Source organism: Rhodococcus sp. 15-649-2-2 (genome assembly GCF_002258645.1).
Lineage (GTDB): Bacteria > Actinomycetota > Actinomycetes > Mycobacteriales > Mycobacteriaceae > Rhodococcoides.
In genome coordinates, this window is record NZ_NPFM01000016.1 from 219,539 (window position 1) to 244,921 (window position 25,383).

The 25,383-nt window shown below is 63.3% G+C and carries 33 protein-coding genes; 13 read left to right on the forward strand and 20 right to left on the reverse strand.

Annotated features, from left to right (window positions below; translation table 11 throughout):
- Nucleotides 1-61: 61 nt before the first annotated feature.
- Nucleotides 62-964, reverse strand: a complete 903-nt coding sequence (locus CH305_RS08700; RefSeq protein WP_094608951.1) for a LysR family transcriptional regulator — start codon at nucleotides 962-964, stop codon at nucleotides 62-64.
- A 37-nt stretch (nucleotides 965-1,001) separates the two neighbouring features.
- Here CH305_RS08700 and CH305_RS08705 point away from each other — a divergent pair, with 37 nt between their 5' ends.
- The gene (locus CH305_RS08705; protein ID WP_212709779.1) at nucleotides 1,002-1,502 is read left to right on the forward strand and encodes a tetratricopeptide repeat protein; all 501 of its coding nucleotides are present in this window, start codon (nucleotides 1,002-1,004) and stop codon (nucleotides 1,500-1,502) included.
- The gene (locus CH305_RS08710) at nucleotides 1,499-1,930 is read left to right on the forward strand and encodes a PPOX class F420-dependent oxidoreductase (protein WP_032401631.1); all 432 of its coding nucleotides are present in this window, start codon (nucleotides 1,499-1,501) and stop codon (nucleotides 1,928-1,930) included. The genes CH305_RS08705 and CH305_RS08710 overlap by 4 nt, the downstream gene beginning before the upstream one ends.
- 81 nt (nucleotides 1,931-2,011) lie before the next feature.
- Here CH305_RS08710 and CH305_RS08715 read toward each other — a convergent pair whose 3' ends face one another.
- A complete protein-coding gene (locus CH305_RS08715) occupies nucleotides 2,012-2,467 on the reverse strand; it encodes a DUF3237 domain-containing protein (RefSeq protein ID WP_094703397.1) in 456 nt (151 codons plus the stop codon).
- Nucleotide 2,468: 1 nt separating this feature from the next.
- A complete protein-coding gene (locus CH305_RS08720; RefSeq protein ID WP_037152197.1) occupies nucleotides 2,469-2,996 on the reverse strand; it encodes a phenolic acid decarboxylase in 528 nt (175 codons plus the stop codon).
- A 59-nt stretch (nucleotides 2,997-3,055) separates the two neighbouring features.
- On the opposite strand from CH305_RS08720, the gene CH305_RS08725 reads away from it, so the two are divergent.
- On the forward strand, nucleotides 3,056-3,499 hold the full coding sequence (locus CH305_RS08725; RefSeq protein ID WP_037152200.1) for a MarR family winged helix-turn-helix transcriptional regulator: 444 nt from the start codon (nucleotides 3,056-3,058) through the stop codon (nucleotides 3,497-3,499).
- A gap of 116 nt (nucleotides 3,500-3,615) precedes the next feature.
- Here the strand turns inward: CH305_RS08725 and CH305_RS08730 are convergent, their stop codons facing one another.
- Nucleotides 3,616-4,485, reverse strand: coding sequence for an AraC family transcriptional regulator (locus tag CH305_RS08730; protein ID WP_094703398.1), 870 nt, complete (start codon nucleotides 4,483-4,485; stop codon nucleotides 3,616-3,618).
- A gap of 88 nt (nucleotides 4,486-4,573) precedes the next feature.
- The gene (locus tag CH305_RS08735; protein ID WP_032402031.1) at nucleotides 4,574-5,434 is read right to left on the reverse strand and encodes a helix-turn-helix transcriptional regulator; all 861 of its coding nucleotides are present in this window, start codon (nucleotides 5,432-5,434) and stop codon (nucleotides 4,574-4,576) included.
- A gap of 127 nt (nucleotides 5,435-5,561) precedes the next feature.
- On the opposite strand from CH305_RS08735, the gene CH305_RS08740 reads away from it, so the two are divergent.
- Nucleotides 5,562-6,635: an aldo/keto reductase gene (locus CH305_RS08740; protein ID WP_032401626.1), complete on the forward strand. Its 1,074-nt coding sequence runs from the start codon at nucleotides 5,562-5,564 to the stop codon at nucleotides 6,633-6,635.
- A 1-nt stretch (nucleotide 6,636) separates the two neighbouring features.
- On the opposite strand, the gene CH305_RS08745 is transcribed toward CH305_RS08740, so the two are convergent.
- Genes CH305_RS08745 through CH305_RS08755 form a run of 3 tightly spaced genes read right to left on the reverse strand, consistent with a single transcriptional unit; the run spans nucleotide 6,637 to nucleotide 8,635 of the window.
- A complete protein-coding gene (locus CH305_RS08745; protein WP_179278232.1) occupies nucleotides 6,637-7,101 on the reverse strand; it encodes a GNAT family N-acetyltransferase in 465 nt (154 codons plus the stop codon).
- On the reverse strand, nucleotides 7,098-7,472 hold the full coding sequence (locus CH305_RS08750) for a cupin domain-containing protein (RefSeq protein ID WP_256983618.1): 375 nt from the start codon (nucleotides 7,470-7,472) through the stop codon (nucleotides 7,098-7,100). The genes CH305_RS08745 and CH305_RS08750 overlap by 4 nt, the downstream gene beginning before the upstream one ends.
- Nucleotides 7,469-8,635, reverse strand: a complete 1,167-nt coding sequence (locus tag CH305_RS08755) for a hypothetical protein (RefSeq protein WP_052077383.1) — start codon at nucleotides 8,633-8,635, stop codon at nucleotides 7,469-7,471. The genes CH305_RS08750 and CH305_RS08755 overlap by 4 nt, the downstream gene beginning before the upstream one ends.
- A gap of 195 nt (nucleotides 8,636-8,830) precedes the next feature.
- Here CH305_RS08755 and CH305_RS08760 point away from each other — a divergent pair, with 195 nt between their 5' ends.
- Nucleotides 8,831-9,556 (forward strand): haloacid dehalogenase type II, encoded by a 726-nt coding sequence (locus CH305_RS08760; RefSeq protein ID WP_094703401.1) that lies wholly within the window; start codon nucleotides 8,831-8,833, stop codon nucleotides 9,554-9,556.
- The gene (locus CH305_RS08765) at nucleotides 9,549-9,773 is read left to right on the forward strand and encodes a hypothetical protein (protein WP_032401622.1); all 225 of its coding nucleotides are present in this window, start codon (nucleotides 9,549-9,551) and stop codon (nucleotides 9,771-9,773) included. Before CH305_RS08760 ends, CH305_RS08765 begins: the two co-directional genes overlap by 8 nt.
- Before the next feature lie 2 nt (nucleotides 9,774-9,775).
- On the opposite strand, the gene CH305_RS08770 is transcribed toward CH305_RS08765, so the two are convergent.
- Entirely contained in the window at nucleotides 9,776-10,240 is a 465-nt protein-coding gene (locus CH305_RS08770) for a MarR family winged helix-turn-helix transcriptional regulator (RefSeq protein ID WP_094703402.1), read from the reverse strand.
- A 29-nt stretch (nucleotides 10,241-10,269) separates the two neighbouring features.
- Nucleotides 10,270-11,400, reverse strand: a complete 1,131-nt coding sequence (locus CH305_RS08775; RefSeq protein WP_094703403.1) for a Cmx/CmrA family chloramphenicol efflux MFS transporter — start codon at nucleotides 11,398-11,400, stop codon at nucleotides 10,270-10,272.
- Between the two features lie 210 nt (nucleotides 11,401-11,610).
- Here CH305_RS08775 and CH305_RS08780 point away from each other — a divergent pair, with 210 nt between their 5' ends.
- Nucleotides 11,611-12,282 (forward strand): hypothetical protein, encoded by a 672-nt coding sequence (locus tag CH305_RS08780; RefSeq protein ID WP_143545264.1) that lies wholly within the window; start codon nucleotides 11,611-11,613, stop codon nucleotides 12,280-12,282.
- An 11-nt stretch (nucleotides 12,283-12,293) separates the two neighbouring features.
- On the opposite strand, the gene CH305_RS08785 is transcribed toward CH305_RS08780, so the two are convergent.
- From CH305_RS08785 to CH305_RS08795, 3 genes are all read right to left on the reverse strand, one after another.
- Nucleotides 12,294-12,506 (reverse strand): hypothetical protein, encoded by a 213-nt coding sequence (locus CH305_RS08785; RefSeq protein ID WP_032378810.1) that lies wholly within the window; start codon nucleotides 12,504-12,506, stop codon nucleotides 12,294-12,296.
- A gap of 16 nt (nucleotides 12,507-12,522) precedes the next feature.
- Nucleotides 12,523-13,593, reverse strand: a complete 1,071-nt coding sequence (gene mraY, locus CH305_RS08790) for a phospho-N-acetylmuramoyl-pentapeptide-transferase (protein WP_032379473.1) — start codon at nucleotides 13,591-13,593, stop codon at nucleotides 12,523-12,525.
- A gap of 115 nt (nucleotides 13,594-13,708) precedes the next feature.
- Nucleotides 13,709-14,533 (reverse strand): helix-turn-helix transcriptional regulator, encoded by an 825-nt coding sequence (locus CH305_RS08795; RefSeq protein WP_255182614.1) that lies wholly within the window; start codon nucleotides 14,531-14,533, stop codon nucleotides 13,709-13,711.
- A gap of 51 nt (nucleotides 14,534-14,584) precedes the next feature.
- Here CH305_RS08795 and CH305_RS08800 point away from each other — a divergent pair, with 51 nt between their 5' ends.
- Together CH305_RS08800 and CH305_RS08805 are read left to right on the forward strand one after the other, a co-directional pair.
- On the forward strand, nucleotides 14,585-14,962 hold the full coding sequence (locus CH305_RS08800) for a VOC family protein (protein ID WP_094703405.1): 378 nt from the start codon (nucleotides 14,585-14,587) through the stop codon (nucleotides 14,960-14,962).
- Nucleotides 14,943-15,368 carry a VOC family protein gene (locus CH305_RS08805; protein WP_052065274.1) on the forward strand — a complete coding sequence of 142 codons (426 nt, stop codon included), beginning with the start codon at nucleotides 14,943-14,945 and terminating at the stop codon, nucleotides 15,366-15,368. The genes CH305_RS08800 and CH305_RS08805 overlap by 20 nt, the downstream gene beginning before the upstream one ends.
- A 4-nt stretch (nucleotides 15,369-15,372) precedes the next feature.
- Here the strand turns inward: CH305_RS08805 and CH305_RS08810 are convergent, their stop codons facing one another.
- The 4 genes from CH305_RS08810 to CH305_RS08825 form a co-directional block, all read right to left on the reverse strand.
- Nucleotides 15,373-15,765 carry a VOC family protein gene (locus CH305_RS08810; RefSeq protein WP_032401616.1) on the reverse strand — a complete coding sequence of 131 codons (393 nt, stop codon included), beginning with the start codon at nucleotides 15,763-15,765 and terminating at the stop codon, nucleotides 15,373-15,375.
- A complete protein-coding gene (locus CH305_RS08815; protein ID WP_094703406.1) occupies nucleotides 15,762-16,283 on the reverse strand; it encodes a DUF664 domain-containing protein in 522 nt (173 codons plus the stop codon). Before CH305_RS08815 ends, CH305_RS08810 begins: the two co-directional genes overlap by 4 nt.
- A gap of 33 nt (nucleotides 16,284-16,316) precedes the next feature.
- A complete protein-coding gene (locus tag CH305_RS08820; RefSeq protein WP_032401614.1) occupies nucleotides 16,317-16,670 on the reverse strand; it encodes a PLD nuclease N-terminal domain-containing protein in 354 nt (117 codons plus the stop codon).
- 87 nt (nucleotides 16,671-16,757) lie between these two features.
- Complete coding sequence (locus tag CH305_RS08825) at nucleotides 16,758-17,375, reverse strand: LysE/ArgO family amino acid transporter (protein WP_094703407.1); 618 nt, start codon at nucleotides 17,373-17,375, stop codon at nucleotides 16,758-16,760.
- Between the two features lie 75 nt (nucleotides 17,376-17,450).
- Between CH305_RS08825 and CH305_RS08830 the strand changes: the two genes are divergently transcribed.
- Nucleotides 17,451-18,305, forward strand: coding sequence for a LysR family transcriptional regulator ArgP (locus tag CH305_RS08830; RefSeq protein ID WP_094703408.1), 855 nt, complete (start codon nucleotides 17,451-17,453; stop codon nucleotides 18,303-18,305).
- A 1-nt stretch (nucleotide 18,306) separates the two neighbouring features.
- On the opposite strand, the gene CH305_RS08835 is transcribed toward CH305_RS08830, so the two are convergent.
- Together CH305_RS08835 and lat are read right to left on the reverse strand one after the other, a co-directional pair.
- Nucleotides 18,307-18,711, reverse strand: coding sequence for a hypothetical protein (locus CH305_RS08835; protein ID WP_037152235.1), 405 nt, complete (start codon nucleotides 18,709-18,711; stop codon nucleotides 18,307-18,309).
- 68 nt (nucleotides 18,712-18,779) lie between these two features.
- Entirely contained in the window at nucleotides 18,780-20,108 is a 1,329-nt protein-coding gene (gene lat / locus CH305_RS08840) for an L-lysine 6-transaminase (RefSeq protein WP_094703409.1), read from the reverse strand.
- Nucleotides 20,109-20,232: 124 nt separating this feature from the next.
- On the opposite strand from lat, the gene CH305_RS08845 reads away from it, so the two are divergent.
- Both CH305_RS08845 and CH305_RS08850 read left to right on the forward strand, forming a co-directional pair.
- Entirely contained in the window at nucleotides 20,233-21,768 is a 1,536-nt protein-coding gene (locus tag CH305_RS08845) for an aldehyde dehydrogenase family protein (protein ID WP_094703410.1), read from the forward strand.
- 16 nt (nucleotides 21,769-21,784) lie between these two features.
- On the forward strand, nucleotides 21,785-23,017 hold the full coding sequence (locus CH305_RS08850) for a hypothetical protein (RefSeq protein ID WP_143545265.1): 1,233 nt from the start codon (nucleotides 21,785-21,787) through the stop codon (nucleotides 23,015-23,017).
- Nucleotides 23,018-23,039: 22 nt separating this feature from the next.
- On the opposite strand, the gene CH305_RS08855 is transcribed toward CH305_RS08850, so the two are convergent.
- Nucleotides 23,040-24,725 (reverse strand): cutinase family protein, encoded by a 1,686-nt coding sequence (locus tag CH305_RS08855; protein ID WP_256983619.1) that lies wholly within the window; start codon nucleotides 24,723-24,725, stop codon nucleotides 23,040-23,042.
- A 124-nt stretch (nucleotides 24,726-24,849) separates the two neighbouring features.
- Between CH305_RS08855 and CH305_RS08860 the strand changes: the two genes are divergently transcribed.
- Nucleotides 24,850-25,362: a GNAT family N-acetyltransferase gene (locus CH305_RS08860; RefSeq protein WP_256983621.1), complete on the forward strand. Its 513-nt coding sequence runs from the start codon at nucleotides 24,850-24,852 to the stop codon at nucleotides 25,360-25,362.
- The last annotated feature ends 21 nt before the right edge of the window (nucleotides 25,363-25,383 follow it).

Genomic DNA, 25,383 nt, shown 5'->3' on the forward strand with positions numbered 1-25,383 from the left:
CCTGTGGCATACCTTGCCGGGCCGCGAGCGTGAAGACCAGAGACTGCTTCTTACATCTGACTTAAGCCGAATTCATAGCTTGGAACAATGCGACCAAAACCGATCGCATGGCCTGTGCGGCGGGTGACGGCGTTCGTTGATCGAGCCGGCACAGCAGGATTCGACGCCTCGACAGGTCGTCCAGGGCGATGGAGTCGACGCCGTCGCGCAGATAGCGAGTGGTCATGGCGGGTGCCACGGTGAGTCCCAGCCCGGCGGCCACCATTGCCTGAGACTCCATGTAGTCGTTGGACTCGACCAGGACCCTCGGCTCGAAACCCGCTTTGCGACAGGATGATCGGAATATCGAGGTGATGGGGTGCTGCGATGCGCGGACGATCCACTGCTCGTCTGCGAGCGATTCGAGCAGAACCGGACCTCCGCGCGACCAACCCGCTGGAACGAGAAGGACCGTGGCGTCGTCGGCGATGACTTCGGTCTCGACGTCGTCGACCACCATCGGCAATTCCGGGTAGTCCCATGCCAAGGACAGATCTACTTCACGTCCCAGCAGCATGGCGTGCAGGTCGCGCAGTCGTGACGACCGTATGCCCAGTTCGATCCCCGGGTGCGCCGAGCGAAATGCGCCCATGACATCAGGCAGAAGAGATGCAGCGAAGGAAGGGAAGACGCCCAGGGTGACGTGGCCGCTGCGGGCGTCGAGCAGATCGTCGAGGTCGGCGCGCAGGGCAGACAGTTGCGTGTCGATCGCGGACGCTCTCCCGGCTACGAGCCTACCGGCCTCGGTGAGGCGCACTCCGCGCGCGTGTCGCTCGAGGACGGGGGTTCCGACGACGGCTTCGAGCCTCTTGACCTGCTGCGACACCGCTGAAGGGGTGAACATGAGCCGTTCGGCAGCGGCCGTCATCGACCCACTGCGGTCGATTTCCACCAGCAACTTGAGAAGGGACAGTTCCACATCCATCTGTCGAGACTAGGCGGTGTCTGCGACGATGGAGCACGTGACGACAGGAGGAGACAACGTGGACCCGGTAGCGGCGTTCTGGCGCGACGCAGACGACGCCGACCCCGTCCGGATGCGAGTCGAGATGGAGCACTTGTTCTCGGCCACAGCGTATTCGGATGCTCGAGTGCTGTTCGAGCGTGCATCGCTCGCAGACTTCTTGGGCGACGAAGCGGGTGCGGTCCCGTTGTACGAAGCCTCCCTGTCAGCTGGTCTCGACGGCGACCGGGAGAATCAAGCCCGGATCCAATTAGCGAGCTCATTGCGCAACGTGGGGCGATTGCACGAAGCGCTTCAGGTGCTGCGAGATTTCGAGTTCTCGAACGAATACATCTCTGCACGTGACGCATTCGTGGCGCTGACCCTCTGGGATATCGGGGATGCGGCGCAGGCGCTACGAAGTGCACTTCAGGCCGCGAACCCGGCGACGGGGAAATATCGTCGAGCAATCGGGGCATACGCGGCCGAGTTGTCCACACGACCTGAGGGGAATCAATGACCGACAGCGCATTCGATCCACACGACCTTCTCGAGCAGAGCCGAATCGGCGTGCTGGCCACCATCAAGTCGAGCGGACTTCCGCAGCTGTCGCCGGTGACGCCGTTCTACGATCGCGCCGCCGACACCATCCGGATCTCGGTGACCGAAGGACGAGCGAAGACGGCCAACTTGCGCCGAGATCCACGTGCGGCTCTCGAAGTGACGAACGCCGACGGCACGGCATGGGCAACGGCGGAAGGAACCGTCACCCTCACCGGCCCGGGTACGTCACCGAACAGCCCCGAAATCGAGGCTCTGGTCGACTACTACCGCGCCGCGGCCGGCGAGCATCCCGACTGGAACGAATACCGAGCAGTCATGGTCGCCGACCGACGAGTGTTGGTGACGATCTCCGTGACCCACGTCTACGGGCAGTCCCTCACCTGACCGCCCTCGAGCCCACTGGATGTGACATCGACCGTCGAAAAGGCCACCGAAGGTGACATCGAGTGCACCCCACCGCACCGCTCAGGTGACCTGATACACGTCCAGCTCCACGGAGTTCGGCAATCGCTGGCCGGATCCGATAAACAGTCGTTCGTTCATCCATCCGAGGCGGCTCGCGGCGGTGGACAGGCGTGGTTGGCTTCGGAAGTAGATGCGCTCGGGGGGCACATGTTCACCGCGGACAAGTGCATCGATGTCCTCTTCGGCACCACTTCGCATGCCGATGTTGTGTACGGCGATTCGTTCGCCCGCATCGGTCTCGAGCGCGTATCGGGCGTCCAGTTCTGTGAGTGTGGGGGTGCGGAGAATCTGGTGATCCGCTCCGCCGGGCAGGACTCGGCCGCGCAGTAGAGGGCCCTCGACAGTACCGCCGAGGATCGGCACGAGGCGACGGTGACCGTCGACCACCTCGCCCACGTCGATCGGTTCGCCCACGGTGACCGACAGATGTGCGACGAAGATCAGCTCGGGGCCCACGTCAGTTCGTTCGGTCGGCGAATCCGTCGGGCAGATCGCTGGGCGCGACCGAGACGATCGTCTCGTCGTCGATGCCGACGTGCTCGAACAGAGTGATTCGGGCGAATTCGGGGACCACGTAAATGGGGTAGGTCGGTCCGGCATCACGGTAGGCGCGCATCTCGTCGAGATGATCATTCTGGTACAGAACGGTTTTCGTACCGTCCAGCTCGATCCACTGAGGGAAGAAGATCGTGCCGTGCAGACGACGCTTACCGGGTATGACGTTGACGACGACGGATGTTCCCGTGGGTTCGTTCCAGGAGATCTTGTAGACATCGTCGTCGAGTTGGACGAGATCGACTTCCTGGTTCTTGACCCATCGTCCGCCGACCATGCCGGTGTGGATGCGGTAGTCGATGGTGGTCGCGTTCTTGACGTACATCTCGTACTGCCAGTTGTTCGCGTAGGTGTAGATGAAGCGGTGTCCGACTATGCCGCTGAGGTCTTGAGTCGGAACAGGGTTGTGGACGGTGGTATCTGCGCTCATGTAGCCATTTTGTCACAAAACTATGTTTGCGGCAAAACTATATGTGGGAGTATCGAACGATGCACTCCACCGCGATCGAACTCGGTCGACAACTGGGACCGCTGCGACGGTCGCTGCTTCGTGCGACGCGAGAAGCTGCCCAACTACCCGACATCCCCGATTCGCATATCGAGGTCATGAGAGCCCTCGCCGCTGAGCCGTATATGAGCCCGGGGAGCCTCGCCGCACACCTGAACCTGGCTCGATCCACCGTGAGCAACTTGATCAAGGCGATGGTTGACGCCGAACTCGTCGAAAGATCGGTCTCGTCGGACGACTTGCGCGGAGCGGCCCTCACGGCGTCACCGAAAGCAGTGCACCTCTTGGCCGAATATGACGCGGTCAGCTCTCAGGTGCTCTCCGATGCGCTCGACGAACTGACCCCGGACGGCCGTCGAGCACTGACTGCGGCAACTTCAGCCCTGGCCGACCTGACGACGATCTTGGCTCGCCGGCCTTCTTGATTTCAACGGCCCGGATCATGCAGTCCACTCGATGTGCCATTGACCCCCGAAAAGGCCACCGAAGGTCACATTGACTGCCGGGGGAATGGGGTGTGCGAGAAGAACGGACGCAATGGCTAGTGGCTTCGTCGAATCGGGATCCACAGTTCTCCCGCACCCGAGGACCAGTCGGGGGAGTTTTCGGTGACCGTGAGAATTTCCGGTCCAGGGATTGCTTCGTAGGGGTTGGAGGGGAACCATTCGCCGAAGGCGTCGGCCCAGAGTTGTTGGAGGGCGGGGGCGAGTGCGGTATCGCTGCGTGTTTCGAATACCGCCCAGGTCGATGCGGGGACGGTGAGGGTGTTCCATTCGGGTGGTGCGGGCGATGTGGTGGCGACGGCGAAGTAGTAGTCGAAGAGACTGCCGTCCTCGCGGTGGGGTTCGAAGCTGTCGCTGACGAACAGGATCTGGGGGAGTTCGGGCAGGTCGGCGAGTTCACGCAGTCGGTCGCCGGTTCCCGGGGCCAGGCTTCGGTGGAATTCGGTCATTGCGGTGTTCTCGCCGCTGAACCGAAGTGGGATTCGGGTGCTTTTGCCGACGATGTGGAATGGCGGCAGGTCGGTGATGCGGTATCGCATGGTGCTTCGTCCTTCGATGGTCAGGTGGAATGCCACTGCTTGTCGGGAACGAAGGATGGTTCCGGGTCGGCGTGCCTGAGACGGTGTGACGCCGTGCAGATCTCGGAAGGCTCGGGTGAATGCATCTGCCGAGTAACCGTATTTGGTCGCAACGTCGAGTACGCCCTGTCCGTCGAGGATCTCCGCTGCTGCCAATGTCATTCGGCGTTGTCGGATGTACAGCGACAGCGGGATCCCGGCGAGAGCCGAGAACACGCGCCGGAAGTGGTATTCCGATGTCAGCGCGATGCGGGCGAGCTCGGTCGTTTCGATCTCGTGGTCGAGATTGTCTTCGATGTAGTCGAGTGCTGCGTTCCATCGTTCGAGCATGTGCCGCCAGACCTTCCCTCGTTCTGAGGGAAACGATAGGGAAAAACGGGAGCGCACACCCGACTTTCTGTGCCCGGCACAGTCGGATTCAGATGGTGTGCAGGTGTCGCTGCGATTGCTGCGTGCGCAGACGCCCGAGTTCGTCCAACGCAGAACGGGATTGCGCGTCTGCCGGACGGTAGACGATGAGCCGCAGGTCCGGGTCGCCGAGTGGGGTGAGGACATCGAATGTCACGGTGATCTGCCCGACAAGTGGATGCCGCATCGGTTTGTCACCTCGGTTCCGCACGGACACTTCCCGGGACTGCCAGTAGCGGGAGAATTCCGTGCTCCCTCGTTCGAGCTCCTCGATCAACGCTGCCAACTTCGCGTCGTGTGAGTGGTTCACCCAGGCAGCGCGAAGGTCGGCCACTGCACCCCGAACGACATCATCACGAGCCTCGTAGAATCCATCGAATCGGGTGTCCAGGAAACACATTCGAAGAACGTTGCGGTCCACGACGGGTCGTCGGTCGATGTCGAGCAGCAATGCGGCCATCATGTCGTTCGTGGCCAGGATGTCGAGCCGGTGATCGAGCACCATCGCCGGCAACGGGGCGACGTCGTCGATCAGCTGCTGAATGCCGTCGGGCACCTCGTGGGCGGAGGCCCGCTCCGGTGCGCGATGGCCGGCGAGCGAGAACAGGTAGCCGGTCTGATCGGGAGACAGTCTGAGCGCATTCGACAGGGACTGAACCACCTGGGCGGATGGCCGAACGTCCCGCGCCTGTTCGAGCCGAACGAGGTAGTCCACGCTCACTCCAGCCAACGCAGCGACCTCCTCACGCCGCAAACCGGGTGTCCGGGAGGCACCTATCCGTGGTGGTAGACCGACATCCGACGGATTGAGCGCCTCACGCCTGGCACGCAGAAATGCTGCCAGTTCGTTTCGACCCAACCGAGTACTCACCCGATCCACGGTATGCCACTTCGGTGCGATCAGCCTGGTATCGCCCTTCCCAGGATGATCTTGTCCTTCCCGTTTCCCGACGGGGCAAGGACGGTGAGTAGGACCGCACACGAAGGAGACATGATCGATGACACGCATGGACGAGTACAGATTGCTGGGCCGCTCCGGTCTTCGAGTATCACCACTCTCGCTGGGAGCGATGACATTCGGAGCCGCCTGGGGCTGGGGTGCAGACGAGGGCGACTCGAGAAGAATATTCGACGCCTACCTCGATGCCGGCGGAAATATGGTCGACACCGCCAATATCTACACCGACGGCCAGTCCGAGCAGTACCTGGGGCGATTTCTCCGGGGCCGCCGTGATTCGGTCGTCGTCGCCACGAAATATGCCGCGACGCGTGATCCGTCGGATCCGAATGCGGGTGGGGGCAGTAGAAAGAGTCTGCGCGGGTCCGTCGAAGCAAGCCTGCGGAATCTCGGCACCGACTACATAGACCTGCTGTACCTGCACGCCTGGGACGGCATGACGCCCGGTGACGAGATCATCGCCTCGCTCGGTGAGCTGGTCCGTTCGGGAAAGGTTCTGTACATCGGCATTTCGGATACACCGGCATGGGAAGTCGCGCGCATGCAGACCACAGCGGAGCTACGCGGTTGGCCGCCGTTTGCGGCACTCCAGGTGGAGTACAGCTTGATCGAACGGACGACCGAGCGGGAATTGCTGCCGATGGCAGCGAGTCTGGGCATCGGCGTCGTTCCGTGGGCCCCACTGGGCGGTGGGGTGCTGACGGGGAAATACACTGCCGCAGACCTTGTGGCGGTCGGTTCCGCGAGTCCAGCAGGGACTCGTCGCGATCACGCGAAGGCCAACGGAACGTTGACCGTGCGTGGGCTCGAGATTGCGGATACCGTCGTCGACGTCGCGAACGAACTCGGAGTCACCGCTGCTCAGGTGGCGTTGGCATGGACCCTTCGGCATCCGTCGGTCGTCAGTTCGCTGATCGGGGCGCGGACGTTGGAACAGTTGCAGCAGAACATCTCTGCTCTCGATGTCGTATTCGACCGATCGCAACTCGACCAACTGCATGCAGTCAGCGCTGTCGATCCCGGGTTTCCCCACGAATTTCTGATGCGCCCGATGGTGCGTGGCGTCACGACCGGCCGCACCACCGTTCGTCCCCGGCCTGTCAGGACGTGGTGAGTCAGGGCACCGGATTACGCCCGTAGGTGAGGGGATCTCCATCGTCGACGAGTGCGAACCCGGCCCGCTCGAGAACCCGACGAGATGCTCCGTTCTCCCGATACACCTGCGCTGCCAACGGTAGACCGGACGCATGCTCCTGCGCGTGAACGAGAAGCTTGCCTGCGTAGCCGAGACCCCAATGGTCCGGATGTACCCAATAGCCGACCTCCAGGTGGTCGGATCGACGAATGGTGCTGAGCAACCCAACACGCGCCGGCTCCTCGGTAGTCCCGATGAACCACTTCTGCACGTCCGGCTCGTGGCTGCCCGTCGCGTTCAGTGCCAGCGCAAGTCGATGGTCGAAATACTCTCTACTCCATGGGTTTCCGTCGCCAACCCATCGAACTACCTCGACGTCCGACGCCATGGAGAACAGAAACTCGGCGTCGGACCGAACAGCCGGACGCAGCAGAACTGCCGTCACAACTCTTTGACCTGCGAGGTCCTGTCGCCGCCTGCATCGCCGGTATTGACGGTGCCCGATCGCTCGAACAGCAGAGCCGACACCTCTTCGGCTGCCTTGGGGCAGTGCTCGACGCCTGCCGGGACGACAAAAACATCACCGGGCCCGAGTGCGACGTCGCGGTCACGCAGTTGGATGGTGAGTTCTCCGCTGTGGACGAAGAACATCTCGTCGGTGTCCGGGTGCGTGTGCCAGACGAATTCGCCGAGAAGTTTGACCACCTTGACGTCGTAGTCGTTGATGCTGGCGAGTCGGTGCGGTTGCCAGGGCTTGTCAATCTTGCTCAGGGCGTCGACGACGTTGCGTACCTCGGCGTCTTCGCCCATGTTCATGGGTTCTGCCTTTCATCGTGAGCCGATCGACTGTCACGAAGAACTCTACCGTCGATCAGCTCTCCGACGGGACCGATGTGAACTGCTCGATACACTCTGTTGCGCAGCAGGTTTGCCTCTCGGTCGGTGAGAGTGCGTCCGATAGGCCGGAGCGTCATACGTATCAGAGCGTTGACCTGGTTGGAAGCGAGGCCGAGTCGGACGCGGGCTGCGTCGGGCAGATCCTCATAGGTTGTGACGGAGAGTAGCTCCACGGATTCGAGTAGTTCACCGTCCCCGTCCAATGCGGTGCGAATTGCATCACCGAGGAGTTCGCCGTCGATGCTCTCGTGAACCACGACAGAAATGTCACGACGAATGGGCGGCATGGAGGACACCGGTTGCCACCGTTCCAAGTGAAGCATCTGGCTTCGAATTCGAGGATCTTCGGCGCGCAACAGACGAATGTCGTCGATCCCTTTGCGCAGCATCAACGCGCGGTCCAACCCCATTCCGAGTGCGAGGCCGGACCACCGAGTCGGGTCGAGGCCACTGCGCTGCAACAATTGTGGCGAGATCAAGCCGCACTCGGCGAGCTCCATCCAGGCGTCGCCGTTGCGCACGTCGATCTGATGGCCACCCCAGGTGTACGGGTGGTCCGCGGGCACTGCCCGCCACTCGGCGTCGGGAAGGACCGATCGAACAACGGACTCGATCATGGCGGACAGGTCTTGATCGGTGAGGTCGGGCCGGGATACCAATCGCCACAGATCGACTTGATGCGGCGCACCGACATGCGTGCGGTCGATGGCATCGCGCCGATAGACCAGACCGGGCAGAACGACGAGTCGATCGACATCCGATGCGCCGTCCATTTGCTCGAGTATCCACGGGATGTATGCGGATGTGTGACTGCGCAGCATCACGTTGGGACCGAGGTAGCGCGAATACCGTCGGTCGCGGGTCACAGCATCGGCACCGAATCCGAGCTTGTCGTAATTGTCCTGCACCGGTACAACGGCACTGAGCCGGAGAACCTCGGTATCGGTGTCCCACATGTGTGTGAGATCTTCGACCACTGCGGTCAACAGGAGTTGCATCGCGTGTGGGCCCTGGTCCGGGTCGGTCAAGTCGCGGATCGAGAGATCCTGAATCAGTTGGGAATTGGAGATATAGCTGGTCATGTGAGTGTCCTCTGTCGATCGACGGATGGGATCCCTCGACCGTGTCCGACGTCTGGACTTCAGCGGTGCACTGGGCCGACCCGACGACCGATACCCGGTCGAGGGCCTGTAAATCGCAGTACGATGCTCATGACCTGCAGACGGTATCGGCACGACTTGTCGTCCGCCATTGATTTTCGCTAGGAGCGCTGTCGCATGAATCTCGCCGACTACGACGTGCTGAGCTTCGACTGTTACGGGACGTTGATCGACTGGGAAGCCGGCATTCTCGAGGTGCTCAGAGCGTGGGCGCAGGAGGCCGGCTCGGAGCTGTCGGACGACGAGTTGCTCACGGCCTATGGCCCCAACGAAGCTGGGGCGCAGCGAGATTCTCCCGCCGCCCTCTATCCCCGAATTCTCGCCGAGGCCTTCGTGAGGACCGGTGACACACTGGGGATTTCTGTCTCGGCCGACTGGGCGGACAAGCTCGGAGCATCCGTCCCGGATTGGCCGGCTTTCGCGGACTCGGCCGACGCGCTGGCGTCGCTCGCCCAGCGGTACAAGCTGGTCATACTGTCCAACGTTCACCGCGACGGTTTTGCGGGTAGCAACCGCCGTCTCGGCGTTCAGTTCGACGCCATCGTCACGGCCGAGGATGTCGGGGCGTACAAGCCTGCCGACAACCACTTCGACGCAATCGATGGAGTTCTCGATAACCTGGGCGTGCCCCGGTCGCGTCTACTGCACGTTGCGCAAAGTCTGTTCCACGATCACGTACCGGCGAAACGTCATGGCCTCGCGTCGGTGTGGATCGATCGGCGGCACGATCGCCCCGGATGGGGTGCGACGCCGGAACCGTCCGAGGAATACAGCTTCGACATGAGGTTCCCGAGTATGGCCGCATTCGCAACAGCTGCCCGAGAGGCGCACCCGGATGCGTAAGTTGTTCACGCTGATCGGTTTTTCGGTCGGTCTCGTCGGTGCGGTCGGCTATCTGTTGTGGGAGCCCCAGCCGCAGCGGGTGAACTACGCATTCGTCGGCGACGAGCAGTACCAGGGTGCGCCCGATTGGATGCTCCTGGTATTCGGCCTGCCTGTTCTCGGTGCACTTCTGGGACTGGCGATTGCGGTATCGGTCGGCCGCATTCGACGCAGCTGATCTCACCAATGCCAGGCGTCGCCCCCGACGTTCTGGATTGTTCTCTGCAACACCTGAATTGCGGTGACGAACTCGTCCTGACCGATGCCCTGCATACGTTCGTCCTGCAGCATCTGCTGAACGTCCGCCCCACGTCGGAATTGTTCCTTGCCGTCCGGGGTGAATGTCACGCGTGAATTGGACTCCGTGATCCAGCCCTTCGCACGTGCGGAGTCGAGTGCCTCGACGATTGCCTCCGGAGTATCGTTGTGGCCGATCTTCTCGATCGTCGCTTCCCTGTCGGCCCCTGTGGGGTGCAGCGAGATCTGATGCAGGAGCCACCATTCGGGTTGAGTGATACCGATGTCGTGGAGGGCGCCGCGGGTACGTGCTCGGATGGCGTCGCCGGCGCGGGCGGTCCAGAATCCGATCGGCTGTCGCTCGGGTGGCTGCATCGGTCGTGGTTGTCGGTGTGCTTGTGAGTTCATGAAAACGACAGTAGAACCTCAACCACGCTTCAGGTCAACAGAACAGATGCCACAAGAGCTGTACCCACCAAGACTGCGCTGGCGGCTGGTGGCCCGATCGGTCCGAGTGCCGAGCTGTAGACCACTCCGCCGAGAGCAGGCCCGGCGGCAGCACCGATGTTCAAGCTCGCTGTTGCGAACGAGCCCGCCATTGTCGGCGCACCGACCGCGTTGCGCATCACTCGGCTCACCAGTGTGCTGCCGAGGGCGAACGACAGCCCTCCCTGCACGAAGCTGAAGAACAGCACAGTAGCCGGACACTGCGACGCAAACGCGAACAGACACCAACCGACGAGAAGCGCTGTGCCACCGAACGACACGATTCTCCTCGCGTGCCGGTCACCGTACCTGCCTGCGGTCCAGACTCCACCCAGAGCGCCGATCCCGAACAACGCAAGCACTACCGGCACCATCGCTGTCTGCAATTCCGCTCGTTCCGTGACGACGGGAGCCAAGTAGGTGAACGAACAGAAGGTGGCACCGTTGACGATAACGCAGAGAACGAGGACCCGGAGCACTGAGCGTCGTTGCAGGACAGCCAATTCGGTGGTCAGCGAACCCATGGCTCGCACCTCCTGGGTGGCGGGTGCAGCCAATGCCACGGCGACGAGCGCAGGAACCGACAGCAACGCCACAGCCCACAGTGCCGCACGCCAACCCAGAAGTGATCCTACGAGTGTGCCCAACGGAACGCCGACAACGAGTGCGAGAGTGGTGCCGGCAAGGATCGTGGCGACGGCGCGAGAGAGGCGATCGGGTGTGACCAACGCCGAGACCATGGCCAAGGTGAGTGCCAGGAAACCGGCGTTGGCGAATGCGGCCACTACCCGCGAGACGAACAGGAGCGCGTAGCTGTTGGTCGATGCGCCGAGTACGTGCATCGCGATGAAGGTCGCCAGGAATGAGCACAGGGCCAGGCGCGGTGGACACTGCCGTGTCGCTACGGCCATGACCGGTGCCCCGACAATCATGCCGATGGCGAATGCCGAGGTCAGCAATCCAGCGCGGGGGACCGTTGTGTGGAGATCGGTGGCGATGTCGGTCAGCAGTCCGGCCAGCATGAACTCTGACGTTCCCTGCGCGAAAACAGCTGTGGACAGCAAGAATACGAGCGGTGGCATGGAGGGTTCTCCGAATGTGAGACGGGTCCAGGACAAAATGGACCGGCACACGGGTGCTCACCGAACGTGTCGTGATCGAGTGCTTCGGTTGTCGAGCTACCGGGGTGCCGGTAGCTCGAATCTGGATGCCTCGGGTGAACTCACCGAAACACCGTAACGTGAGTTTCCCTCCGACACCACCGAGTTTCCGTCGTGGGTAGAGTCCCGATCGTGGACAGGCCATCCGGTAAAGCGCTCGTCGCGGTGCTTGCCGCCGTCGGCGCGGCGGTCGGAGCTTCGGCGGCGGTCGTATGGCATGTCGCTGTCGCCGGGCCGTCCGACGGTGCGCCAGGTATCGGTGTTCAGTACATCCGCCCGAGCTGGTTTCCCGTCACCTTCTATCTCGTCGGTGCCGGACTGGCAATCGGCTTGGTGGCGGCGTCGTTCCTCGTCGACACGGGTCTGCGTCTCGTCCAGGATCGCCAGCGCAGTCGCATCGATTTGTTCGCGTTGTTGGTCGTGATCGGTGCGACGCTCGGAGCCGGCAGTGCACTCGCCTGGACGCATTGGCCGCCGCAACCAACCGAAGCGGCGTCGAATTGGTCGTGGGAGCATCCGTTCAGCATCGAGATCAACTCGCCTCCTGCAGCTGACTTCGGCTGGACGTCAATCGGTAGTTCAGTTTCGGACACCTACGTGGCCGAAACGTATGAGACAGACGCAGTGTTTGTGCCGTATCTCGGTGATGAAGAGGTCCCGTCGACCTTCGCTCCCACCATCGGCAATCCGTGGTTGGTGTTTCCGATCGGTGGAGTAGCGATTGCAGCGTTGGCCGCACTCACTCTGTCGCTGCGAGACTTCCGGCTGACCGTGGTGTCGCGCTCGGACCCCGACGCTGTGTAGCGAGGCCGGAGCTATTCGTCGGTGCGCAGTTCGTCGACCAATGAGAAGAGGCGTTCCAGGTAGTCGCTGTGAAAGACCTCCGTCGCGCGGATCTTGGCATCTCCGTCGAGGCCGAATTGAAGGTTGACGAGCTCGACCCCGATGGCGACGCGTCGAGCATCGAGTTGTTCGAGTTCGGCGGCGAGAGCATCGACCTTGGCCACCGGAGACAGTTCGTCGGTCATATCGAAATCGTAGAGGTCAGCCGACGGCCGCGAGGAATTCGCTGTAGAACAACCCGAGCCCCAATGCCGATGCGATCGCGGCGAAGAGCCAGAACCGGATGATGACCGTCGTCTCCGCCCAGCCGCCCAACTCGAAGTGGTGGTGAATCGGCGCTATTCGGAACGGCCGCTTGCCGGTGCTCTTGAACGAGGCGACCTGAATGACAACCGACGCAGCTTCGGCTACGAACAGAGCTCCGAAGACGACGGCGATCAGCTCGGTTTTGCTCACGATCGACAGGCCTGCGAGCAGTCCACCGAGGGCGAGCGAACCGGTGTCGCCCATGAAGATCTTGGCCGGGGCGGCGTTCCACCACAGGAAGCCGATACAGGCACCTGCAGCGGCGGCGCAGACGACGGCGAGGTCGAGTGGATCGCGCACCTGGTAGCACCCGGCAACGGAGTTGGTCGCGCACGACTGCCGGTACTGCCAGAACGTCATCACGGTGTACGCGCCGAGGACGAGGGTCATCGATCCTGCCGCCAAACCGTCGAGCCCGTCGGTGAGGTTGACCGCGTTGGACCACGCGACGATGAGGAATACACAGAACAGCACAAAAACGATCGGGGCCATCGTGAAGAACGTCGATTGGCGCACAAGCGAGAGTTCGACGTTGCCCGGCGTCAGCCCGTTCCCATTGCGGAACTGCAGCGCCAGTACTGCGAAGATCACCGCTGCACTGATCTGCCCGACGTACTTGCCGGTTGCCTTGAGGCCGAGGCTTCGTTTCATGCGGACCTTGATGTAGTCGTCGAGAAAACCGACGACGCCGAGAGCAGTCGTGAGACCGAGGATCAACAGGGCAGACGCCGACGGGCCGTCGCCGCCCATCGCCACGAGGTGGGAGCCGAGATAGCCGGCCCACAGACCGACGATGATCGCGACGCCGCCCATCGTCGGCGTCCCTCGCTTGGCTTGGTGACTTGCCGGGCCCTCGACGCGAATCTCCTGGCCGAAGCCCTGTCGGGTGAACAGCGCGATGAGAAACGGCGTCAACAGAATCGAGACCGCCAACGCGATACCACCGGCAACAAGAATGTTGATCATGCGTTGGAGCCCACTCTTCCTCTGTGCTGCTGTTCCCCGCCCGGTACTACCGAGCACCGCGGGATACTGTGCCAAACGAACCGGCAAAAGTCCCAATGCGTGACGAAGGCGTTACTCACAGTTGATACGAACTCGGTGGCATTCCCACCAGTTCGGTGAACTCACGGGTGAAGTGCGCCTGGTCGAACCAGCCGTATCGCGCCGCGAGGTCTGCCAGGGGACCTGAGTAGCCGTTGTCGAGCTCACTGAGAGCATCGTGGATGCGATAGCGGCCGAGAACCCACTTGGGCGTCGCTCCGACATAACGCTCGAACAGTCGCTGGAGTCGCCGAGTGCCTATCCCGCACCGCTCTTCCACCTGGGCGACACGAATCAGCGTCCGATCGCCCAGCATGGTCCCGATGATGGCCAGAACGACCTCGAACTCCGGCTCGACGTCCGGTGCATAGGGCGCGAGAACCGCATCGACGACGGTTCGGCAGTGGTCGGCATCCAGATGTCCGCCCAGTTCCGCCAATGCGTCGACGGTGTCGGCTCGGAACGGAGTGGGCGGGGCCACCTGGACGTCGCGCAGGCTTCGAGCCACCGTTCCCGTGAAGGCCGCGTAGCCGCCCGGCCGGAACTTGACGCCGAAGACCCAACCGGATTCGGCGAGCACGACGTCGAAGCGGCGTGTGAGCACTCCCGTCACCACCACCGGGTCGACGACGCCTTCTCTGGTCCAGCCGTGTTCGACGCTGAGCGTGCAGGCCGGGTGCGGGAGCGTCGAACTGCAGTACGAGGTGCCGGGTGGCAGATTCCACTGGAGCTGCCAGTAATTCTCGACCCACGGTTCCAACGCCGCCGCACACGGCAGCCGTACCAGGTCGACGTACTGTGCCAGCTGATCCGGCCGCAGGACGCCGGACTGGGTGGCTGTCGCGTTTTTCCTATCCGGCACGGGCGTCAGTGTAGGAGTCTGGTCCGACATTCGTTGTGAAGGAGGATCACCATGACCGAGATACCCGTGGCCACGCTGAAGATGGTCACCCTGGACTGCGCAGACCCTGCGGCCAGCGCGAGATTCTGGTCGTCGTTGTTGGGCTGGAGCGTCGTACATTCGGAGCAGGAGTACGCGATGCTGCAGGGTCCGAGCAGTGCGCTCGGATTCGGTCGCGTCGACGACTATCAGCCACCGCCGTGGCCGAATGCCAATGGCAGCAAGCAGTTTCACTTCGATCTTGCCGTCGAAAATCTCGACGCCGCGGCGGCGGCCGCCGTGAAACTCGGGGCGACGCTGCCCGACGACCAGCCGGGTGAGACCTGGCGCGTACTGCTCGACCCGGCAGGGCATCCCTTCTGCCTGACAAATGCCGCGAACTGGGGCTGACGCGGCTAGCCTTGTCGTCGTGAAACCACGTCTGGCAGGAATCGAAATAGTCGTCGCCGATATGGCTGCCGCACTGGCGTTCTATCGCGTTCTGGGACTGGATATTCCGGCCGACGCCGATGCCGAGCAACATGTCGAGGTAGATCTCGGCGGCGTTCGGTTGTTGTTCGACCTGCCCTCCACGATCACCTCTTTCGACCCGACGTGGACGCCGCCCAGCGGCGGTCATCGCGTTGCGCTCGCCTTCGATTGCGGTTCCGCCGCCGGAGTGGACGCGGCGTGGGCAGCGGTGACCGAGGCGGGGTACACCGGCCACCTGCAGCCGTGGGATGCGTTCTGGGGGCAGCGTTATGCCGTCGTGCACGATCCCGACGGCACCACCGTCGATCTGTACGCGAACGTCTGAGTTGTCAGCTCGCCGGAGCGATGATCTGAATCAGGTTTCCACAGGTGTCGTCGAACACCGCAGTGATCACCGGGCCCATCTCGGTGGGCTGCTGAGTGAACCGAACGCCGAGGCCGATGAGCCGATCGTATTCTGCTGCAACACTGTCCACCGCGAACTGCGTGAACGGGATGCCGTCTGCGAAGAGTGCATCCTTGAACGGTGCGGTTGCAGGATGACCGCTGGGCTCGAGCAGCAACTCGGTGCCTTCCGGATCCTGCGGTGAGACGACCGTGAGCCAACGATCGGGGCCACCCATGGCTACATCGTGTTTGACGACGAAGCCCAGTACCTCGGTGTAGAACGTCAGCGCCTTGCTCTGATCGTCGACGAAGACGCTGGTGATGTTGATTCTCATGCCGGTCCCTCACCTCTCGGCCCGCCGGCCAGTTCGACAGCGACGTCGAGGTGGCCGAGATGACGGGCGTATTCCTGGAGTACATGAAAGCAGATCCAGATCAGAGTCGGCCTCTCATCGGTGAATCGCCCACCGAGCGTGGCCAATTCGTCCATCCGGTGTGTGCTCAGTACTTCCTCGGTGAGACTGGCACCGACCTCGAGCCTGGTCAGCAGGGTCTCGGCGTCCACGTCGGCCGGCACATGCCATGAGCCGTCCTTCTCGTCACCCCACGGCGCGTCGACCGCCCTGCCGAGAAATCCCCAGACGAACCAGCGCTGCTCCATGTGCACCAGATGGGTCAGCATCTGCAGCGGGGTCCACTCCGAGGGAACGGCTGTGGTGGTCAGGGAATCGCCGCTCAGGGCAGTGATTCGCCGAACCAGCTCGCTGCGATAGAAGCGTAGGTACTCGCGAAACAGGTCGGCGGGATCGGACAGGGCGGAACTCGGTTCGGGAAACGTCGTCAGCTTGGCCATGGTGTTATTCCGCGTGCACTGTGGGCCGCTGGCTCATTCGCTCTTGCGCTGTTCGCGGGCGATGCGACGCTGTTCCTCGGCGCGGGCGCGGCAGCGGCGGAGGAACTCCTCGTCGCTTTCCTGCGACTGGGCGACGGCCCGGCCGGGTTTGGCGTCGTACTCGGGGTATGCCGACGCGGTGCGCGGTGCACCGCTGCCACCCCAGATGCCGCCGCCTTCGGGTCTTCCCACGACGAGCCATGCGATCGAGCCGGCCAACGGCAGGACGATGACGAGTAGTAGCCACACCATTTTGGGGAGGTGGCGGATGCCGGAGTCGTCGGCGGTGATGACGTCGATCAGACAGAAGATTGCCATCAGCATGATCAACAGGCCGAGGTACGGCACGGGAGTCCTCCAGGGTTTTCGAGACCGTGCGGTCGGTCTACCGCGACTATCAGATCACTCGTTGTACCGCGGATCAAGTGTCCAGGTTCAGCCGAACACCAACAGTGCCGCCAGGGTCAGCATCATGATCCCGATCCCGAGGTCGAGGATTCGCCAGGCCAACGGTCGCGCGAACAGCGGACTGAGCACCCTCGATCCGTATCCCAGGGCGGTGAACCACAGCACGCTGCCCAGCATCGCGCCGACGGCGAACCACCAACGCAGGTCTCCTGGCTGACGGTTGCCGATGGAACCGAGGAACACCACGGTGTCGAGATAGACGTGCGGGTTGAGCCAGGTCAGCGCCAGGCAGGTGGCGAGGGCCGCGATCAGTGAACCGCCACCGGTCGTCTCGGTCGTCATCGTCGAGGGAGTGCGCGCGCGATTGAGTGCCATCAGTCCGTAGACGAGGAGGAACAAGGCACCGAGGACGGTCACCACGCGCAGAGCGACGGGAAAGCGGTCGACGAGAACTCCGATGCCGGCCACCCCGGCGAGAATGAGCACCGCGTCGGACAGGGCGCATACCGCCACTACCGGCAACACGTGGGTGCGCTGCAGGCCCTTGCGCAGCACGAACGCGTTCTGCGCGCCGATGGCGACGATGAGAGAGAGCCCGACGCCCAATCCGGTGAGGGTCGATTGTGCGGCGGCAAGCGATGTCATGACTGTAACGCTAGAAGGACCCCACAGTAAGGTCCAGCGCATGTTTTTCAGTATTGATTAGAGTACCTTCATACGATGGAGATCGAGCAGCTCAGAGCCCTGAAAGCAGTGGTCGACGGCGGAACATTCGAGGCTGCGGCTCGGGCGCTGCACGTGACGCCGTCGGCGGTGAGCCAGCGAATCAAGTCGCTCGAGCAGTCGTTGGGGCGAACATTGGTGCAGCGAAGCAAACCGGTGGTGGCCACTCAATCCGGCATTGCAGTGCTGCGACTGGCTCGCCAGATCGATACCTTGACCGACCAGACTCGGGCCGAACTGACCGACGACGGAATCGCCGCTCCTGTCTCCATTGCCGTCAATGCGGATTCGATGGCGACCTGGGTACTGCCTGTGCTCGCGCCACTGTCGTCCCAGACGACCTTCGACCTGCATCGGCAAGATCAGGATCGTACCGCTCAACTGCTGCACGACGGGATCGTCTCCGCCGCAATAACATCGGTAGCCGATCCGGTTCGTGGGTGCACCGTTCGACGCCTCGGTGCGATGCGCTACCGGCCGTCGGCTACGCCTGAATTCGTCGAACGATGGTTCTCTGCAGGGGTCACGGCCGTGGCGCTACGTGCCGCCCCGGTGGTGGTCTTCGACGCCGACGACCGGTTGCAGGACAACTACTTACAGCGTTTCGGTGTCGGACCGCACGAGCCTCCGCGTCATCTGGTGCCGGCGTCCGCGGACTATGCGCGGGCCGTCGACCTCGGCTTCGGATGGGGCATGATCCCCGACCTTCAGGCCCGTGACTCGCTGAAGTGCTTCGACGACAACGGAATCGACGACGTGCTGCTGTACTGGCAGCAGTGGTCGTTGTCTTCGCCCGCACTCCAGCGAGCAGCAGACGCCGTGGCAGCAGGTGCTGCGAGGATGCTGCTGTAGCTCAGGTCGGGTCGTCGTTCGGCACGATCTCGGGCAGTCCGTCGCCGACGGGATCGAGAACGGCCGCCGATCGGGCACCCCACCGCTCGTGCGCGGACTGCCGCGACATGCCGACAGCAGTGCCGATGGTCGCCCACGTTGCACCCTGAACCCGCAGCACCACAACGGTTTCGAGGCCATCGAGTCCCGCCGCCAGTTGGACACGAAGGCTCAACAGATGCCACGCGAGGCTGCGTCGTGCGGGCAGGTCGGTCGATTGCTCGGCATCCCATTCCGGTGTTCCAGGCAGGGGACCTGTGCCGATGATCTCGTCGGCAACCCGTCCGGCCTCGATGGCCGCTGCTGTCACGACTGCCCGCGTTGCAGCAGAGATATCGGCCTCGATGGCGAGGGTGATGGGATCCATGATCGACCTCCTGTGTCAGGAACAGCCTGACAACAGGAGGTCGGTTTGTCAAGATTTACCTGACAACGTCAGAGGATGCTCAGCACCCGATCGATGGACTGGACGGCCTGGGTCAGCTCGGCTTCGGTGATCGTCAGTGCGGGGCGGAATCGCACCGCGGTGTCGCCGCAGCCGAGGGCGAGGACGTGTTCCTCGGTACGCAACAGCTCGATCACTCGGTCGCGAGTGGCGGCGTCGGGCAGGGAGAAGGCGCACATCAGACCGCGTCCGCGGACCTCGGAGACCACGTTGTGTCGTGTTGCCAACTCCTCCAGCATGGTCAGCAGCACTACCCCGAGCTTGCCGGCGCGGTCGATGAGCTTCTCGGACTCGACCACTTCCAGGATTCGACGCGACCGCACCATGTCGGTGAGATTGCCACCCCACGTCGAATTGATGCGAGAGCTGACGGCGAAGACGTTGTCGTCGATGTCGTCGACACGGCCGCCGGCCATGACGCCGCAGACCTGCACCTTCTTGCCGAAGGCGACGATATCCGGAACGACGTCGAGCTGCTGGAATTCCCATGCTGTACCGGTCATTCCGGCACCGGTCTGAACTTCGTCCATGACGAACAAGGCGTCGAACTCGTGGCAGAGGTCTCGCAACTTCTGCAGGAAGCGGGGCCGGAAGTGGTGATCTCCGCCCTCGCCCTGGATGGGTTCGATGATGGCGCAGGCAATGTCGTGCGGGTTGGCCTCGAAGGCCAGGCGGGCTGCCGCCAACGACGCGTTCTCGAGTTCGTCCATGTTCGCGTCGGATCTGATGAACGGGGACGGGATTCGTGGCCAGTCGAACTTCGGGAAGCGTGCAACCTTGTTCGGGTCGGTGTTGGTCAACGACATCGTGTAACCCGAGCGCCCGTGGAACGCATGCTCGAAGTGCATCACCTGGGAGCCCAGTGATGGGTCCTGACCATGACTTTCGTTCCAGCGTGACTTCCAGTCGAACGCCACCTTCAACGCGTTCTCCACCGCCAGTGCGCCGCCCTCGACGAAGAACAGGTGCGGCAATCGATCGTCACCGAGTACACGGGCGAACGTGTCGACGAACCGGGCCATGGGCACGGTGTAGATGTCGGAGTTGCTGGGCTTGTTCATCGCCGCCTGCATCAGATCTGCCCGGAACTCCGGGTCGTCGATCAGGGCCGGATGGTTCATGCCCAGGGCGTTGGACGCGAAGAACGTGAACAGGTCCAGGTAGCGGGTGCCGTCCCTGGCGTCGACCAGGGTGGAACCGGTCGAGGCATCAAGGTCGAGGACAAGCTCGAAACCGTCGGCCAGTAGGTGTTCACCGATCACGTCGCGAACGTTGGAGGCGTCGATCGTCACTCCGGTGCGCTGTAATACTTGCGTCATGACGTCGAAGATACGCGTTAATATTCCGTAGGCAAGCCCAATACGCAGGAAATTATACGGTTGTGACCCTCATCGGTAGGCTGATCTCCGACGGTTCGGTTCTCTCCACGGAAGGTGTACGCGCATGTCTGCATCCATCACCCACGACGAGTTGAGTGTGCGCACTCGCGCCATCCTCGACCGGCTGGGTGCGACGATCGCGCTCGACGCTCCCGCTGGACCCGACGCGATCGTCGCGCGCTCGCCCATCACCGGCGGAAACCTGGCGTCGCTGGCATCCGCATCCGCAGCCGACGTCGAGAGCGTCATCGCCGACGCGCACACCGCGTTCGTGTCGTGGTCGCAGGTGCCTGCCCCGGTACGGGGTCAGGTGATCCGCGAACTGGGCGAACTACTGCGGGTGCACAAGGAAGATCTGGGCGCGCTCGTGTCGATCGAGGCCGGAAAGATCGTCTCCGAGGGCCTCGGTGAGGTGCAGGAGATGATCGACATCTGCGACTTAGCCGTCGGACTCTCACGTCAGCTCTACGGCAACACCATTGCCACCGAGCGGCCCGGGCACCGCATGATGGAACAGTGGCACCCGCTCGGCGTCGTCGGCGTCATCACCGCCTTTAATTTCCCTGTTGCGGTGTGGAGTTGGAATACCGCCCTCGCGCTCGTCGCGGGCGATACCGTCATCTGGAAGCCGTCGGAGAAGACTCCGTTGACTGCCGTCGGAGTGCAGGCACTGTTCGAGCGTGCTGCCGCTGCGGCAGGCGTGGACCCCAAGATCGCGCAGTTGGTGGTCGGTGGCCGCGCATCCGGCGAAGCGCTGGTGGACGATTCACGCGTCGCACTGGTGTCGGCTACCGGTTCGACGAGAATGGGCCGGGCCGTGGCCCCGCGGGTTGCCGAACGATTCGGCCGGGTGTTGCTCGAACTCGGCGGCAACAACGCGGCGATCGTGACGCCGTCGGCCGATCTCGATCTGACGACGCGCGGACTGGTGTTCTCGGCCGCCGGCACGGCAGGTCAGCGCTGCACCTCGCTTCGACGCGTCATCGTGCACGCCTCGGTCGCGGACGAACTGGTCGGCAAGCTGGTTGCGGCGTACGAGACACTGTCGATCGGATCTCCTTTGGCCAGTGACACTTTGGTGGGCCCGCTCATCGATGCTGGTGCCTTCTCGGGTTATCGGAAAGCCCTCGAGACCGCAGTGTCCGACGGCGGAACCGTGGTGGTCGGCGGCGAGCGGGTGAACGTGGTCGACGAGTACTCGTTCTATGTTCAGCCCGCGATCGTGACGATGCCCGCGCAGACCGACATCGTCAAGCACGAGACCTTCGCGCCCATCCTGTACGTCATGACGTACGAGACCCTCGACGAGGCGATCGCCTTGCACAACGATGTGCCGCAGGGACTTTCGTCGTCGATCTTCACCACCGACCTGCGTGAAGCGGAGCGCTTTCTGTCTGCCGCCGGTTCGGACTGCGGCATCGCGAACGTCAACATCGGACCCTCCGGCGCAGAGATCGGAGGTGCCTTCGGTGGTGAGAAGGAAACCGGCGGCGGACGCGAATCCGGTTCCGACGCATGGAAGGCCTACATGCGCCGCGCAACCAACACCGTCAACTACTCCAACGAACTGCCCCTGGCGCAGGGAGTGAAATTCGGCTGACGGCATGATCGGCAGTATGAAAGTACTGTCGATGCTCCTGGCCGGTTTTGTCGTCGGCTATGCCATCAGTGACATCGGCCCGCTCGATTCCCTGTTGAGCGCCACCGCAGAATTCCGTTCGTTCTGGGCAATTGTCAACGGGCTGACCGTCGTTGCGATTTCTGCCTGCGTGGCCTCGGTCGGGCTGGCACGTGCGAGCGCACACACCTCGATCGTCGTGGCGATCGCAGCGGTGCTCGTCATCGTGTTCCAGACCGTCGGAATGGTGACCGGATTGCTCGGCCACTGGGCCGGCGCACTGGCCACCGGTGCATTACTCGCCGCGGCTGCAGTGTTGGCGGGGCGGCAACGCGCTGCACAGGCCGCGTTGGCAGTTGCCGTCCTCGGTGCCGGTCTGCTCGGTGGTGCACTGGATGCGCTGTTGGAGGCGAACGACGGTCCCGTGTTCGTCTGGGATGTGGTCGGTGCCGAGGACGACGTGAGCCCGCAGCGGGCGATAGTGATGGTGATCGTCGCGTCGGGCACGGCTGTTGCTCTGTTCCTGGCGCACCGCCGCGAGGAGCTACAGCCGTACGAGACCCGGCGAATTCTGCTGGTCGGCATTCCACTGCCCGTCGCAGCGGGATTCCTGAGCTGGATTGCCGCCGGTCACAACGCCGGGAGCGTGGTCTGGCTCGGCAGCCTCGCCGGTGTGACGGCAGTCGCGTTGCTGGCCTCGTTCCTGATCCCCGGGCGGGACGGCCGCATGCTGCTGGTGCTCGTCGCACTGGCGGCGTCTGCGCTCGGATCGTTCGGCCTGGCCGCTGAAGACAGTGCACAGCTGGCTCTCGGTGTTGGTCTGCTGATCGTCGGAGCATGTATCGGCTACCGGTGGCCGCAGTTGTATGTCGGGCTGGGCGTGCTGCTCCTGATCGCTGTTGCGGGAGTTGTCGAGGGCTACTTCGAGGTGCCGACAGGAACGGAATTCATTCTGCCGTTCGTCGCCGCGTACGTGGTGGTGTCCGCTCTGACGACCTCACCGGGTTCACTGGCACTCTCGCTGCCCGCGCTGTTCACCATGACTCTGCCGGTGGTGGTGTGCGCCGCGAGCTATCAGCCGGGCCTGTCTTCGGACGTTGCAGTCGCCACGCGCACAAGCGAGCCCGACCACCTGGTGTTGTCGGTGGTCGGGCTCGTGGTTGTTGCGGTGATGACGGGTGCCTGCGCGCTGTCGATGCGCAGACCCACCGTCGTGAGCGGAACTTCGTAGCGGACTACGAGTTTCCGTCCACCTACGGTGCAGGAACCGCCGCCGTCGTGGTCGGAACCGCAGTCTCGGGAGCTACTGCAGCGGGTGTCTCGGTCGTGGTGACGCAGACTGGCGGCGCTCCCTCGACGGGGGTCTCACCCTCGACGGGGACGGTGCACTCGGGGGTTGTGACCGGCTCGGACGCCGGTGCCGGTGCCGGTGCTTCTGCGGCGGGTGCAGGCGCAACCGGAACCCTGGTGGTCACTGCGGGACTGGTCGTGACCGGTGCGGTCGTCGTGGCCGTCGGAGTCGGCGTTGCCGAGGTGGTCGCGGGTGCCACGATCGTTTCGATCGCTGCCCGTCCGGCCTTCTCCTGAACCTCTTTGGTCTTCACCGGCTCGCCCTTGTTGGCCTGCTCTGCCAGCTGGGTCAGCCATGCCGCGGCGTACTGCACCGAGGTCAAGGGCTTGCCGTTGGCGGCATCGGCGTCACGCCAGTAATCGAAGTGGTGTCCCGATCCGGGTCCCAACGTCAGGCCGTAAGGATCGTTCATGATCACCGGAACGGTGTTCTGGTTGGACGAGATGAAGCCGGTGATCTCGCGGAAGATCTTCTGCGGCAGGTACACGAGGTCGACCATCTGACCGGTCTCGATGGGCTCCTGCTCGCCGTCGACCTTGGCCGAGACGGGAGTGGTGACGGTGCTGGGCTTGTAGTTGGGCTCGGACACCTTGATCAGCACGTCGAGGAACGTCTCGTCGCTCTGCATCCAGTTGGGCTGCGAGGCGATGTCGTTGAAGGCGTTGACTGCGATGCGCCCCAGGGCCAGTGCGAGATCTGCACCGGTGGCGGGGGTGAGCTGCTCGTTCTGCAGCGCGTCGGCATTGACCTGGCGACCGACGTTGGCGGCCAAGTGAATCAGTGACGTGTTCTCCGGCAGTGCGCAGGTGAGGTCGCCGTCGGAGCAGAAGGACGCCACTCGGCCGTCGAGCGCTCCGAATCCGCCGGACGTGCCGGGCAGTGCGCCCTGTCCGGGAATAGCGGTGTTGCCGTTCTGGTACTTGGTGTCGAAACCGTCGGGGTTGCTGAACGGGTTCTCGGCACCGGGGAAGGGGCCTTCTCCCGAGACGCGGCCGGCGTCGGCGAAGATGACGACTCCGACGACCTGCGAGGGATCGACGATTCCGTAGGTGCCGTCGGCCGCGGCGACCTGGTTGCCGACCTCCATGGCGGTGCGGCGGGCGACGTCGGCACCTTCGCTGTACCCGACGATGGCGAATCGCGTCTTGGGGCAGGACGCCGTGATGGACTTCATGATGGTCTGCGAGTTGGTGACACCGGTCTGTACGGCGTTCTCGTAGCTCGACAGATCGGCGGGGTATTCGACGTACACCGCGGCGTACGAATCCGGAACAACGTTGCCGTTGTTGGGCGCGCGTACGGCCTGGTCGATCCAGTCGCTGGAGTAGTCGCCGGACATCGCGGCAGGCAGTCGTTCGCCGTCGGGTGTGGTGAGCCACTTGACGCCCTCGCGGGGCGTGTCGCCGCGGCCGCCGATGGCGATGCTGACCATGTCGTAGCACGTTGCCGTCGACACCAGTTCGATGGACGCTTCGGTAGTCGTCGACGACGTGGACCACGGTGCGGCGATCACCACTCCGGCACCGAGTGCTCCGATTGCGAACGCGCTCAAGGCAACGCGCACTCGCTTCGACTTGCCAACAATCATGTTTTCGATCCCCATCGCTCACGGCCCGACACCGAATTTCCCGACTGCAGTTGCCAGTGGGTTACCCGGCATTTCGTCCTCGGGGTCATTCGCGTTACAAAGCGGATGATTTACCGTCGTGCGCATGACAATTCACCCCCGAATGACACCGACGGAATTCGACCTGACCGACGGGTCGACGTGCGTCGTGCGGGAGGCGGTTGCGTCGGACCTGGAGTCGATCGTGGCATTGCTGGTCGACGACCCGCTGGGTGTCACGCGGGAGTCCGCCGACGACATGGACGGGTATCGCGCCGCTCTCGATGACATCTCGTCGGATCCACGGAACCTCCAGGTCGTGGTGGTGGACGGTGACGAGGTGGTGGCAACACTGCAGTTGACGATCATTCCGGGGCTGGCGCGCGGGGGAGCGCTGCGGGCGCAGATCGAAGCGGTTCGAGTGGACGCTCGGTGGCGCAACCGGGGACTCGGCGGTGCGCTGATCACGTGGGCGATAGACGAGGCCGAGCGGCGGGGATGCGCTTTGGTGCAGCTGACGTCCGATGTCCGTCGCACGGACGCGCATCGCTTCTACACCCGTCTCGGATTCGTCGACTCCCACGTCGGCTACAAGATGCACCTCGGAACTACCGCTTAGATACCCTGGGGGGGTAGGGTA

What these genes read in the sequence shown, in the direction of transcription:
- CH305_RS08770 (WP_094703402.1), bottom strand. Translation starts at nt 10,240, where the DNA reads ATGAACTCACAAGCACACCGACAACCACGACCGATGCAGCCACCCGAG.
- CH305_RS08800 (WP_094703405.1), top strand. Translation starts at nt 14,585, where the DNA reads ATGACCGAGATACCCGTGGCCACGCTGAAGATGGTCACCCTGGACTGC.
- CH305_RS08810 (WP_032401616.1), bottom strand. Translation starts at nt 15,765, where the DNA reads ATGAGAATCAACATCACCAGCGTCTTCGTCGACGATCAGAGCAAGGCG.
- CH305_RS08815 (WP_094703406.1), bottom strand. Translation starts at nt 16,283, where the DNA reads ATGGCCAAGCTGACGACGTTTCCCGAACCGAGTTCCGCCCTGTCCGAT.
- CH305_RS08710 (WP_032401631.1), top strand. Translation starts at nt 1,499, where the DNA reads ATGACCGACAGCGCATTCGATCCACACGACCTTCTCGAGCAGAGCCGA.
- lat (WP_094703409.1), bottom strand. Translation starts at nt 20,108, where the DNA reads ATGACGCAAGTATTACAGCGCACCGGAGTGACGATCGACGCCTCCAAC.
- CH305_RS08845 (WP_094703410.1), top strand. Translation starts at nt 20,233, where the DNA reads ATGTCTGCATCCATCACCCACGACGAGTTGAGTGTGCGCACTCGCGCC.
- CH305_RS08785 (WP_032378810.1), bottom strand. Translation starts at nt 12,506, where the DNA reads ATGACCGACGAACTGTCTCCGGTGGCCAAGGTCGATGCTCTCGCCGCC.
- CH305_RS08760 (WP_094703401.1), top strand. Translation starts at nt 8,831, where the DNA reads ATGAATCTCGCCGACTACGACGTGCTGAGCTTCGACTGTTACGGGACG.
- CH305_RS08730 (WP_094703398.1), bottom strand. Translation starts at nt 4,485, where the DNA reads ATGCTCGAACGATGGAACGCAGCACTCGACTACATCGAAGACAATCTC.
- CH305_RS08740 (WP_032401626.1), top strand. Translation starts at nt 5,562, where the DNA reads ATGACACGCATGGACGAGTACAGATTGCTGGGCCGCTCCGGTCTTCGA.
- CH305_RS08825 (WP_094703407.1), bottom strand. Translation starts at nt 17,375, where the DNA reads ATGACATCGCTTGCCGCCGCACAATCGACCCTCACCGGATTGGGCGTC.
- CH305_RS08725 (WP_037152200.1), top strand. Translation starts at nt 3,056, where the DNA reads ATGCACTCCACCGCGATCGAACTCGGTCGACAACTGGGACCGCTGCGA.
- CH305_RS08750 (WP_256983618.1), bottom strand. Translation starts at nt 7,472, where the DNA reads ATGAACATGGGCGAAGACGCCGAGGTACGCAACGTCGTCGACGCCCTG.
- CH305_RS08855 (WP_256983619.1), bottom strand. Translation starts at nt 24,725, where the DNA reads ATGATTGTTGGCAAGTCGAAGCGAGTGCGCGTTGCCTTGAGCGCGTTC.
- CH305_RS08830 (WP_094703408.1), top strand. Translation starts at nt 17,451, where the DNA reads ATGGAGATCGAGCAGCTCAGAGCCCTGAAAGCAGTGGTCGACGGCGGA.
- CH305_RS08765 (WP_032401622.1), top strand. Translation starts at nt 9,549, where the DNA reads ATGCGTAAGTTGTTCACGCTGATCGGTTTTTCGGTCGGTCTCGTCGGT.
- CH305_RS08720 (WP_037152197.1), bottom strand. Translation starts at nt 2,996, where the DNA reads ATGAGCGCAGATACCACCGTCCACAACCCTGTTCCGACTCAAGACCTC.
- CH305_RS08755 (WP_052077383.1), bottom strand. Translation starts at nt 8,635, where the DNA reads ATGACCAGCTATATCTCCAATTCCCAACTGATTCAGGATCTCTCGATC.
- CH305_RS08860 (WP_256983621.1), top strand. Translation starts at nt 24,850, where the DNA reads ATGACAATTCACCCCCGAATGACACCGACGGAATTCGACCTGACCGAC.
- CH305_RS08805 (WP_052065274.1), top strand. Translation starts at nt 14,943, where the DNA reads ATGCCGCGAACTGGGGCTGACGCGGCTAGCCTTGTCGTCGTGAAACCA.
- CH305_RS08835 (WP_037152235.1), bottom strand. Translation starts at nt 18,711, where the DNA reads ATGGATCCCATCACCCTCGCCATCGAGGCCGATATCTCTGCTGCAACG.
- CH305_RS08775 (WP_094703403.1), bottom strand. Translation starts at nt 11,400, where the DNA reads ATGCCACCGCTCGTATTCTTGCTGTCCACAGCTGTTTTCGCGCAGGGA.
- CH305_RS08850 (WP_143545265.1), top strand. Translation starts at nt 21,785, where the DNA reads ATGAAAGTACTGTCGATGCTCCTGGCCGGTTTTGTCGTCGGCTATGCC.
- mraY (WP_032379473.1), bottom strand. Translation starts at nt 13,593, where the DNA reads ATGATCAACATTCTTGTTGCCGGTGGTATCGCGTTGGCGGTCTCGATT.
- CH305_RS08700 (WP_094608951.1), bottom strand. Translation starts at nt 964, where the DNA reads ATGGATGTGGAACTGTCCCTTCTCAAGTTGCTGGTGGAAATCGACCGC.